The organism is Duganella sp. GW821-FHT07F09, from assembly GCF_059418705.1.
The window spans coordinates 36425-48241 of sequence record NZ_JBWKQJ010000023.1 but is presented as its reverse complement, the minus strand read 5'-3'; the positions used below and the strand labels follow the sequence as shown (position 1 = coordinate 48241).

Here is an 11817-nt window from a genome sequence, read left to right as displayed (position 1 = left end):
AGGACCGTGAAACAACTCTGCGCCGATGATAGTGCTGCAACCAGTGTGAAAGTAGGTTATCGTCAGGCTAGTTATATAGAAAAACCCCCATCAGCCTGAACGCGCTCAAGATCGCGTTCGGTGCCGATGGGGGTTTTTTGCGTTTAAGTTCCGGAACTGGCCATAAAAAAAAGCGCTTCCGAAGAAGCGCTTATCTGGTCAGGTACTTGATTAAAAGTGGTACGCCGCTTTGAGTTCAAGGAAGTTCGCGCCGCCATTCGGGCTTTTGATGCTGGCGTTAGAGAAGTGCTGCAACTTGAGGGCAACTTCCCAATTGTTCTGCATCACATAGCCGATGCCGATGTGGTCGCCGAACTGGAAGGCGGTCGATAATTCCTTGCCGTCGTTCCTATACAGGCTGGACAACAGGTGAACACCGACGCCGGCTTCGTAGTAAATGCCCTTCTTGTTGTCGTTCTGGAAGCGGAACACCGGGGTGAAGCCCACGTCCCACAGGCCTTTTTCCCAGCCCGGCACATTGCGGTATTGGTTCTGGCGCCAGTAACCGACGCTGCCTTCCCAGTAACCGCTCAGATGCGTGCCGTTGGACTGGAACCATTTTTTATCCCAGTCATTGGCGGCGCTCAGGCGCACCATACGTTGCTTCGACGCCGTGCCGTAGTCCACCGACACCGAGTCGATCAGTTGTTGGGCCATCGCGGCCTGGCTCATCAACAGCGCGACCGCTGCTGCCATCATTGTTTTCGCGAACATAGTATCCTTGTATTGAGTGCTGTATTCATGTGTGTATACGGCTGCCAAGATTGTACCGGTGTTCCGAAATTTCTTCCGGCGCACCGTTGTTTTGACTATTCCAGGAGCAGAATTGTCTACGCGAATCGCATTTCTCGGTATTGGCTTGATGGGAGACCCGATGGTACGCCGCCTGCTAACGGCCGGCCATTCCGTTACGGTCTGGAACCGCACCTTCGCCAAGGCGGAGGCGCTGGCGTCCGCCGGCGCGCTGCCGGTGGCGCGGCTGGACGAGGTCGTGCGCGACGCGGGCATCGTCATCTCGATGCTGGAGGCGGGGCCGATCGTGGCGCAAGTATTGCGCGACGCCTTGCCGGCGCTGGCGCCGAATGCGTTGTGGGTGGATATGAGCTCGACGCAGCAGGCGGAGGCACAGGCGTTTCATGCGCTGTTGCAAGCGCAGGGCAGGCGCTTTATCGATGCGCCGGTGTCCGGTGGCGTGGGCGGCGCGGCGGCGGGTACCTTGGCGATCATGGCCGGAGGCGATCCTGCGGACTTCGCCGAGGTGGAGCCAGTGTTGACGGCGATGGGGCGGCCGACACTGGTCGGGCCTGCCGGCAGCGGCCAGGTGGCCAAGCTGTGCAATCAGTTGATCGTCGGCGCCACAATCAATATCGTGGCCGAGGCGATGTTGCTGGCGCAAGCGGCCGGCGCGGATCCGGCGGCGATGCGGGCCGCGATTCGGGGCGGCTTCGCCGAGAGCAAGATTTTGGATGTGCATGGCCAGCGGATGCTGGAGCGGAATTTCGTCGCCGGCGGCAAGGTGACGACGCAGCTGAAGGATCAGCGCAACATCCTGGCGGCGGCGGAAGCGGCGGGGGTGACGTTGCCGGTGACGGAGTTGGTGACGGAGCGATATCGGGTGTTGGCGGAGACGATGCCGCAGGCCGATCATTCGGCGGCGCTGGTGGGGTTGGAGCAGCTCAATCCTGGGCAAAGGGTGGGCAAGGCCAAGGACCGTGTGTAACGGTTGCTGGCACCTCTGGCGCGGAAAATACCACGGAGATACGTAGGGCGGATTAGGCGGAACGCCGTAATTGGCCATTTGTGAGCCGCCGGCGGCGCATGCATGGCCGATTACGCTTCGCTAATCCCCCCTACGTGTTACCTCGGTAAGCTTTTCTCTGCCAGCCGCACCCAGAAACTCGCGCCCACCGGCAACAGATTGTCGTTGAAATCATAACTGCCATTGTGCAGCACGCACGGCCCCAGTCCATGGCCACCATCGCGGTGATCCCCCTCGCCATTCCCGATAAAAATATAGCACCCAGGCTTAGCCTGCAGGAAGAACGCGAAATCCTCCGCCCCCATGGTCGGCTCGACGTTGTCATCAACCTTATCCGCGCCAACCACCTCTTTCATCACCTCGACCGCGAAGCGCGTCTCGACCGCATGATTCACCAACGGCGGATAATTTCGTCGGAACTTGTATTCCACCTCCGCCCCGAACGCCGCCGCCGTGTGCCGCGCGATCTCGCCCATGCGCGTTTCGATCATGTCCAGCACCGGCGTGGTGAAGGTGCGCACCGTGCCAACCATCTTGGCCTCGTCCGGAATCACATTGGTGGCGCTGCCGGCGTGGATCTGCGTAATCGACAGCACCGCCGTATCCAGCGGACTTTTCTGCCGGGAGATAATGGTCTGCCAGCTCTGAGCGATCTGCACCGCCACCATCACCGGATCGATGCCCTTGTGCGGCTGGGCCGCGTGCGCGCCCTTGCCCTTGATCGTCAGATAAAACTCGTTACTGGAGGCCATCATCGGCCCCTCGACCACACTCATGTGGCCCGACGGAATTCCAGGCCAGTTGTGCATGCCGTAAATGGCGTCCATCGGACATTGCTCGAACAGACCGTCCTCGATCATGCGCTTCGCGCCGGCGCCGCCTTCCTCGGCCGGCTGGAACACCACGTACACGGTGCCGTCGAAGTTGCGGTTCTCGGCCAGGTGCCTGGCCGCGCCCAGCAGCATGGCGGTGTGGCCGTCGTGGCCGCAGGCGTGCATCTTGCCTGGATGGCGCGACGCGTGCGGGAAGGTGTTCACCTCCTGCATCGGCAGCGCGTCCATGTCGGCGCGCAGGCCGATCGCGCGGTTCGAGCTGCCGTTCTTGATGATCCCGACCACGCCGGTGAGGCCGAGGCCGCGAATCACGGGGATGCCCCATTCCGTCAGCTTGGCCGCCACCACGTCGGAGGTGCGCTGCTCTTCATAGCAGAGTTCCGGATGGGCATGCAGGTCGCGCCGGATGTCTTGCAATTCGGACTGAAAGGCAATGATGGGATCAACTAGTTTCATTTGCTTCTCCAAAATGGGTCGCCTGCCTTGTGGGCGGTGAGAATAGCCATTGTAGCCCTTGTCGTACGAGTTTATCCAGAGCGGCCCCAAGCTTGGTATCCACCACCCCGTAATGGTTTACGATACTGCTTTCAGTGTACGCTTTTTGGACTTTTGACAATGACAACCACACAAGTTCGCGCGGTCTGCCCGCACGACTGTCCCGATACCTGCGCCCTGCTGGTGACCGTGGAGGATGGCGTCGCGACCGCCGTCAAGGGCGATCCCGACCATCCGACCACCGCCGGTGTGCTGTGCACCAAGGTGGCGCGCTACACCGAGCGCACCTACCACGCCGAGCGCCTGCTGCACCCGCTGCGCCGGATTGGCAAGAAGGGCGAGGGCAAGTTCGAGCGCATCAGCTGGGACGAGGCGCTGGCCACCATCGCCGCCCGGCTCAAGCCGATCGCCGCGCGCGCGCCGGAAGCGATCCTGCCGTACAGCTACTGCGGCACCATGGGCCTGCTGCAGGGCGAGTCGATGTCCTCGCGCTTCTTCAACAAGCTCGGCGCCTCGCTGCTGGACCGCACCGTCTGCGCCACCGCCGGCGCGACCGGCTACAAGTACACGATAGGCGCGTCGGTCGGCACCGACATGGAGCAGTTCCAGAACGCCAAACTGATCATCATCTGGGGAGGCAATCCGATCGCCTCCAACCTGCACTTCTGGACGCGCGCGCAGGAAGCCAAGCGCAACGGCGCCAAGCTCATCGCCATCGACCCGTACCGCTCGCTGACGGCGGAGAAATGCCACCAGCACATCGCGCCGCTGCCCGGCACCGACGCCGCGCTGGCGCTGGGCCTGATGCACGTGCTGATCGCCGAGGACTTGCTCGATCATGACTACATCGCGCTGCATACGCTCGGCTTCGAGCAGCTAAAAGCGCGCGTCGCCGAATGGACGCCGGAACGCGTCGCCGAGACCTGCGGCATCACCGCCGCCGAGGTGGTCGACCTGGCGCGCCTGTACGGCGGCACGGCCAAGGCCGGCGAGCCGGTGGCGATCCGCGTCAACTACGGCGTGCAGCGCGTGCGCGGCGGCGGCACCGCCGTGCGCAACATCGCTTGCCTGCCGGCGCTGGTGGGCGCATGGCGCCACGCGGCCGGCGGCATCCAGCTGTCGTCGAGCGGCTCCTTCCCGTCCAACAAGGTGGCGCTGCAGCGGCCCGACCTGCTCAAGTCCATGCCGCGCACCATCAACATGACCACCATCGGCGACGACCTGCTGCGCCCGGCCTCGCCGGAGTTCGGGCCGGCGGTGGAGGCCGTCATCGTCTACAACTCCAACCCGGTGGCGATCGCGCCGGACTCGTCGAAGGTGGCGGCGGGCTTCGCGCGCGAGGACCTGTTCACCGTCGTGCTCGAGCACTTCCAGACCGACACCGTCGACTACGCCGACATCGTGCTGCCCGCCACCACGCAGCTCGAGCACGTCGACACGCACACGTCCTTCGGCCACCTGTACATGATGGCCAACAATGCCGCCATCGCGCCGCTGGGCGAGTCCAAGCCCAACACCGAGATCTTCCGCCTGCTGGCGGCGGCCATGGGCTTCGACGATCCATGCTTCCGCGACAGCGACGACGAACTGGCATCGATCGCCTTCAACACCCAGGACGTGCGCGCCGTGCACTTCGATTGGGAGTCGTTGAAACTGAAGGGCTGGCAAAAGCTCAACATGCCGGAGGCCCCGTTCGCACAGGGCGGTTTCACGACGCCGTCCGGCAAATGCGAATTCTATTCCGCCGCGATGGAAGCGGACGGACTCGATCCGTTGCCGACTTATCTACCTCCGTATGAATCTGTTGCTAGCAACCCTCAACTTGCGAAAAAATATCCGCTGGCGATGATCTCTCCGCCGGCGCGAAATTTTTTGAATTCGTCATTTGTAAACGTCAAGAGTTTGCGCTCCGCGGAGGGCGAACCGCACCTCGACATCCACCCCGACGACGCGGCGAAACGGGGTATTTCCGACGCCGATATGGTGCGCATCCACAATGACAGAGGCAGTTTTATCGCCAAGGCGCGCGTCACGGACAAGGCCCGTCCGGGCCTGGTTGTCGGTTTGTCAGTGTGGTGGAAGAAGCTAGCCAGGGATGGTAAAAACGCCAATGAGGTCACCAGCCAACGCCTCACCGACATGGGCCGCGCGCCGACTTTTTACGATACACTCGTAGAGATTGAAAGAGTCGTTGCTTGAAGGTAGCATATGCGCAATTTTCTCCGCCGTGCCATGCGGGCCAAGTACTGGCTCGCGACGGCATGCTCCGTACTGCTGCTGGCCGGTTGCGCCCAGCTGCGGTACTACGTACAGGCCGCGCAGGGCCAGTACGCGCTGTGGTCGGACGCCCGTCCGATCGACGACTGGCTGGGTGATCCGAACACCGATCCCCGCCTCAAGGCCCGCCTCGAAAAAGCCTTGCTGATCCGCCGCTTCGCGGTGCAGGAACTGGGCCTTCCCAACAACGCCAGCTACAAGAACTACGCCGCGCTGTCGCGTCCGTTTGTGCTGTGGAACGTGGTGGCGACGCCGGAGCTGTCGCTGAGGCCGATCCAGTGGTGCTTCCCGATCGCCGGCTGCGTCAGCTACCGCGGCTACTACAGCAAGGCCGACGCCACCGCTTACGCCGACGAGCTGCGCGAGGAGGGCAACGACGTCCAGGTCGGCGGCGTGCCGGCGTACTCCACCCTGGGCTGGTTCAGCGATCCGCTGCTATCGACCTTCATCAATTATTCCGATGCCGAACTGGCGCGCATGGTGTTCCATGAGCTGTCGCACCAGGTCGTCTACGTGCAGGGCGACACCCAGTTCAACGAGAGTTTCGCCACCGCCGTCGAGGAGGCCGGCGTGCAGCGCTGGCTGGAACTGTACGGCACGCCCGAGATGCGCGAGAGCTACGTGCGCAACAACGCGCGCCGCCAGGATTTCCTGGCGTTGCTGGTCAGGCACCGGCAGATGCTGGCCGATAATTACGCCAGCAAGACCAGCACCCGCCACCGTCGCGCCGAGAAGGCCCGCATCTTCGCCCACCTGAAATCGGACTACCAGAAACTCAAGGAAAGCTGGGGCGGCTACGCCGGCTACGACCGCTGGTTCGCCGAGCCGCTGACCAACGCCCACCTCAGCGCTGTGGGAACTTACCACGATTATTTGCCCGCCTTCCGCGAACTGATGAAGCAGGAGCGAACGTTCGTGCGATTTTATGGTGCGGCGCAAAAATTGGCTTTGCTTGATTTCGCTCAACGCCAACAGCAACTCGACCACCTCACCCGCCTCGCAATGCTGGACGCCGAGCGCCTTGTACGACCGCAGCAGCAAGCTACCATCGCCGAAGGCGTAGTTGATGCTGCTATGCAGCATAAATAGCCGTTAGAAGCGATGTTCTAATTATGCTTAAATGCGCTTGCGTCCGGGCTGACTGCCCGATAGCATCGCATCATAAGCAGGCTCAGGCTGTTCGCGCAGACGATCCCACCTGCCCTGGAGCGGCACTGTGCGCCGCGACTATAATGATAATGAGACGAGAGGCACAGGATGGAGAAAATCTGGTTGAAGTCCTATCCGCCGGGCATGCCGACGGAGGTCGACACGGCACAGTACCGTTCGCTGGTGCAGTTGCTGGAGGAGTCCTTTCATAAGTTCGCGGACCGTAACGCCTACGTCTGCATGGACAAGTTCCTCACCTACGCCGAGGTCGACGCCCACTCCCGACGCATCGGCGCCTGGCTGCAAAGCCGCGCCATGAAGAAGGGCGCGCGCGTCGGCATCATGATGCCCAACGTGCTGCAGTATCCGATCGCCATCGCCGCCATCCTGCGCGCCGGCTACACGGTGGTCAACATCAATCCTCTGTACACGCCGCGCGAACTCGAACATCAGCTCAACGACTCCGGCTGCGAGGCCATCGTCATTCTCGAGAACTTCGCCAACACGCTCGAAGAGGTGCTGGGCCGCACACAAGTGCGGCACATCCTGGTCGGCAGCATCGGCGAGATGCTGGGCGGGCCGAAAGGCATGCTGGTTAACTTCGTCGTGCGCAACGTCAAGCGGCTGGTGCCGCCGTTCTCCTTGCCGAACGCGGTGCGCTTCAAGGATGCGTTGTCGCAGGGCGGCGGCATGAAGCTGACGCCGGTCGAGATCAACCAGGACGACCCGGCCTTCCTGCAATACACGGGCGGCACCACCGGCGTGGCCAAGGGCGCCGTGCTGACGCACAAGAACGTGATCGCCAACCTGCTGCAAACGGAAGCGTGGGGCCGCCCGGCGATGGGCGGCCTGTCCGAGCAGAACGTCATCGTGGCGGCGCTGCCGCTGTACCATATCTTCGCGCTGACGGCCTGCGCCATGTGGGGCATGCGCGTGGGCGCGCTCAATCTCCTGATCCCGAATCCGCGCGACATCGGCGGCTTCATCAAGGAACTAGCCAAGTACCGCTTCCACATGCTGCCGGCGGTCAACACGCTGTACAACGCGCTCCTGAATCATCCCGATTTCGTGCACCTGGATTTCTCGGCGCTAAAGATGTGCAACGGCGGCGGCATGGCGGTGCAGCAATCGGTCAACGACCGCTGGCGCAAAGTGACGGGGGTTCCCATCGTCGAAGGCTACGGCTTGTCCGAGACCTCGCCGGTGGCCACCTGCAACCGCACCGACATCGCCGACTTCACCGGCACCATCGGCCTGCCGATGCCGTCGACCGACATCGCCATCCTCGACGACGACGGCAACGAGGTGCCGCTGGGCCAGCCCGGCGAGATCGCCATTCGCGGCCCGCAGGTGATGGCCGGCTACTGGAACCGTCCGGACGAGACGGCCAAGGTGATGACCGCCGACGGCTTCTTCAAATCGGGCGACATCGGCGTGATGGACGAGAACGGCTACACCAAGATCGTCGACCGCAAGAAGGATATGATCCTGGTCTCCGGCTTCAACGTCTACCCCAACGAACTGGAGGGCGTGATCTCGTCCCATCCGGGCGTGCTGGAATGCGCGTGCATTGGCGTGCCGGACGAACACGCGGGCGAGGCGGTCAAGGTGTTCGTGGTGCGCAAGGACCCGAGCCTGACCGCCGACCAGCTGATGGCCTTCTGCAAAGAGCAATTGACCGGCTACAAAAAACCGAAATACATAGAGTTCCGCGAGGAACTGCCAAAAACCAATGTCGGTAAGATCCTGCGGCGCGTGCTGCGGGACGAACACACCAATGATAAGAAAAAGGCTGCATAAGATGGAAAAAATCTGGCTCAAGTCCTACCCCGCAAACATGCCGACGGAGATCGATCCGACGCAATACCGTTCGGTCACGCATCTGCTGGAGGAATCGTTCCGCAAATACGCCGACCGCAACGCCTATGTGTGCATGGATAAATTCCTCACCTACGGCGAGCTGGACAAGCTGTCGCTGCGCATGGGCGCCTGGCTGCAAAGCAAGGGCCTGCAGCCGGGCGCGCGCGTGGCGATCATGATGCCGAACGTGCTGCAATATCCGGTGGCGATGGCCGCCGTCCTGCGCGCCGGCTACACGGTGGTCAACGTCAATCCGCTGTACACGCCGCGCGAGTTGCAGCACCAGCTGGTGGACTCGGGCTCGGAAGCGATCATCGTGCTGGAGAACTTCGCCACCACGGTGGAGCAGGTCATCTCGCACACCAAGGTCAAGCACGTGATCGTCGCCACCATGGGCGACATGCTCGGCACGCTCAAAGGCGCGATCGTCAACCTGGTGGTGCGCAAGGTCAAGAAGTTGGTGCCGGCGTTCTCGCTGCCCGGTTCGATTTCGTACAAGAAGATGCTGTCCGAGGCGGCCAACATGACCTTGCAGCCGGCCAAGCAGGGACATGAGGATATCGCCTTCCTGCAATACACGGGCGGCACCACCGGTGTCTCCAAGGGCGCGATTCTGCTGCACAGTAACATCATCGCCAACGTGCTGCAGAACGAGGCCTGGCTGCAGTTCAAAGAGCACAAAGAGCAGATCGTGTTCGTCGCCGCGCTGCCGCTGTATCACATTTACTCGCTGACCATCAGCGCCCTGATGGGCATGCGCATGGGCGGGTTGACCCTGCTGGTCCCGAACCCGCGCGACATCCCCGGCTTCATCAAGGAACTGTCCAAGTACCGCGTGGCCGTGTTCCCCGCCGTGAACACCTTGTACAACGCGCTGCTGAACAATCCGGAGTTCTCCAAGCTCGACTTCTCCAGCTACTCGGTGTGCAACGGCGGCGGCATGGCCGTGCAAAAGGCCGTGGCCGACAAGTGGCTGAAGGTGACCGGCACGCCGATCATCGAAGGCTACGGCTTGTCGGAGACGTCGCCGGTGGCCACCGCCAACCGCGTCGACATCAAGGAATTCACCGGCACCATCGGCCTGCCGATTCCGTCGACCGAGGTGCAGATCCTCGACGACGACGGCAATCCGGTGCCGCTGGGCCAGACCGGCGAAATCGCGATTCGCGGTCCGCAGGTGATGGCCGGCTACTGGAACCGCGCGGACGAGACCGCCAAGACGATGACGGCCGACGGCTTCTTCAAAACGGGCGATATCGGCATCATGGACGAGCGCGGTTATACGCGTATCGTCGACCGCAAGAAAGACATGATCATCGTGTCCGGCTTCAACGTGTATCCGAACGAGGTCGAGGGCGTGGTGGCGGCGCATCCGGGCGTGCTGGAGGTGGCGTGCATCGGCGTGCCGGACCAGAACTCGGGCGAGGCGGTCAAGCTGTTCGTGGTGCGCAAGGATCCGAACCTGACGGCCGAGCAGTTGCTGGATTATTGTAAGCACGAGCTGACGGCGTACAAGAAGCCGAAGTTCATCGAGTTCCGCGACGAGCTGCCGAAGACCAACGTCGGCAAGATCCTGCGGCGCCAGCTGCGCGACGAGAAGCCGAAGACCCCAGCGTAAATTTTGATCGCGGAATCACGTAGGGCGGATTAGCGGGCGAGGCCCGCTAACCGCCCCGGGGGCCCATCGAAGGGGCAGCCTACCTGCCGGTAGGCTTTAGAGGCGGAACGCCGTAATCGGCCATGTGTGCGTCAACGGCGGCGCATGCATGGCCGATTACGCTTCGCTAATCCGCCCTACGTGTTTTTTCTTCGGATTCAATATTGTCAGCCGCCGCGATTTAATCGTGGCTTACCGTTCTCTACCACGAAACTGGCGGCGGTCGCGATGCCGCTGGCCGCGTCGTGCACATCGTTCAGCCCAACGAAATGCGTGGTGGTCGCCGCCGGCGTAACGTTGAGCAGCATGAAGCCGCGCTTGTCGCTGCGGCCGTACTTGATGCCCGGGTTCATCGCCACATACTGCTCGGTACGCGACTGCGGGCGCGATGGCGACGTGATCGACGTGCCGCAAAATTCCGTGGCCAGCACCGCGTTCGCGCCCGACTTGGCGCGCGCCGGATCGCGGCTGATCTCGGCGGCGAAGAAGCTGTGCACGTCGCCGGACAAAATCAATGGATTGCTCGCCTTGCTGATGGCCAGACCGTCGAGCAGACGGCGGCGCGCCATCGGATAACCATCCCAGCCATCGGTCCAGATGCGCGTGTCGCCCTCGCTCTTGAACGGCACCTGGCTGTTGTGCGCCATCAGCGTTTGCTGCGCCAGGATGTTCCAGCGGGCCCGAGAGGACTTCAGGCCATCGTCCAGCCAGCGCTGCTGCACCTCGCCCAGCATCGTGCGTCGCGTGTCGCCCAGCGCCGCGCACTGGCGCCGCACCACCGACGACGAGCCGCCGCGTTCCGCCGGCGCGCAAGCCTGCCAGGCGCGGTACTGGCGGTCGTCCAGCACGTGGAAGCGCGCCAGCCTTCCCCAGTCGTAGCGCTGGTAGATGCGCATGTTGGCGAAGTCGCCCGGCTTGGGCAGCACCAGCCGCACCGGCATATGCTCGTAGAAGGCCTGGTACGCCGCCGCGCGCCGCTCCATGAACTTCGGATTCAGACGCTCGTCGCGGTCATCGGCGTAGTCGTTGGCGACTTCGTGGTCGTCCCAGGTGACGATCCACGGCGCCACGTGGTGCGCGGCCTGCAAATCGCGGTCGCTCTTGTACTGGGCGTAGCGGTTGCGGTAATCGGCCAGCGTGAAGCACTCGGAGGACCGTACGGCGCGCTTCGGGTGCCGCAGCTGGTACGGCCCCCACTCGTAGATGTAATCGCCCAGGAAGGCCACCAGATCGGGCGAGGCGGAGGCGATGTGGCGGTGCGCGGCATAGGTGCCGAACTCCCAGTGCTGGCACGAGGCCACGGCCAGTTTGAGCTGGTCCGGCATGGTGTCGGCGGCGGGCGCGGTACGGGTGCGCCCGATCGGGCTGACGGCATCGCCCAGCATGAAGCGATACCAGTACCAGCGCGCCGGCGACAGGCCGGTGACATCGACATGGACGCTGTGCGCCAGCTGCGGCGCGGCGCCGGCCGTGCCCTTGGCGACGATGCGGCTGAAGCGCTCATCCTCGGCTACCTCCCAGCGCACGGCGAAGGCCACCGACGGCATCGCCGCCGCGTTGAGTGGATCGTGCAGGATGCGGGTCCAGATGACGACCGCGTTGGGCAGCGGAGAACCGGAGGCGACGCCGAGGCCGAACGGATAGCCGGCTTTTCCGGCGCCCGCCGGTGCGGCGGGAAGGGCGCCGGCGCCGGCGCCAGCCGATGCCGCCAGCGCGGCGAGGAAGATGCGGCGTTGCGCGTCCACCCG

The 11817-nt window shown here is 63.2% G+C and carries 8 protein-coding genes; 5 read left to right on the top strand and 3 right to left on the bottom strand.

Features of this window, described 5'->3' with window-relative positions:
• Positions 1-210: 210 nt before the first annotated feature.
• Entirely contained in the window at positions 211-753 is a 543-nt protein-coding gene (locus AC07P1_RS32520) for an acyloxyacyl hydrolase (RefSeq protein ID WP_494699731.1), read from the bottom strand.
• Positions 754-865: 112 nt separating this feature from the next.
• On the opposite strand from AC07P1_RS32520, the gene AC07P1_RS32515 reads away from it, so the two are divergent.
• Complete coding sequence (locus AC07P1_RS32515) at positions 866-1759, top strand: NAD(P)-dependent oxidoreductase (RefSeq protein ID WP_494699730.1); 894 nt, start codon at positions 866-868, stop codon at positions 1757-1759.
• A 137-nt stretch (positions 1760-1896) separates the two neighbouring features.
• Here the strand turns inward: AC07P1_RS32515 and AC07P1_RS32510 are convergent, their stop codons facing one another.
• Positions 1897-3087, bottom strand: a complete 1191-nt coding sequence (locus tag AC07P1_RS32510) for a M20 aminoacylase family protein (RefSeq protein ID WP_494699729.1) — start codon at positions 3085-3087, stop codon at positions 1897-1899.
• A gap of 159 nt (positions 3088-3246) precedes the next feature.
• Between AC07P1_RS32510 and AC07P1_RS32505 the strand changes: the two genes are divergently transcribed.
• The 4 genes from AC07P1_RS32505 to AC07P1_RS32490 all read left to right on the top strand — a co-directional run bounded on the left by AC07P1_RS32505 (position 3247) and on the right by AC07P1_RS32490 (position 10030).
• On the top strand, positions 3247-5325 hold the full coding sequence (locus AC07P1_RS32505) for a molybdopterin-containing oxidoreductase family protein (protein ID WP_494699728.1): 2079 nt from the start codon (positions 3247-3249) through the stop codon (positions 5323-5325).
• A 9-nt stretch (positions 5326-5334) separates the two neighbouring features.
• Positions 5335-6492: an aminopeptidase gene (locus AC07P1_RS32500; protein WP_494699727.1), complete on the top strand. Its 1158-nt coding sequence runs from the start codon at positions 5335-5337 to the stop codon at positions 6490-6492.
• A 168-nt stretch (positions 6493-6660) separates the two neighbouring features.
• A complete protein-coding gene (locus tag AC07P1_RS32495; protein ID WP_494699726.1) occupies positions 6661-8352 on the top strand; it encodes a long-chain-fatty-acid--CoA ligase in 1692 nt (563 codons plus the stop codon).
• A 1-nt stretch (position 8353) separates the two neighbouring features.
• Positions 8354-10030: a long-chain-fatty-acid--CoA ligase gene (locus tag AC07P1_RS32490; protein WP_494699725.1), complete on the top strand. Its 1677-nt coding sequence runs from the start codon at positions 8354-8356 to the stop codon at positions 10028-10030.
• 206 nt (positions 10031-10236) lie between these two features.
• On the opposite strand, the gene AC07P1_RS32485 is transcribed toward AC07P1_RS32490, so the two are convergent.
• Complete coding sequence (locus AC07P1_RS32485; RefSeq protein WP_494699724.1) at positions 10237-11814, bottom strand: alkaline phosphatase D family protein; 1578 nt, start codon at positions 11812-11814, stop codon at positions 10237-10239.
• Between the last annotated feature and the right edge of the window lie 3 nt (positions 11815-11817).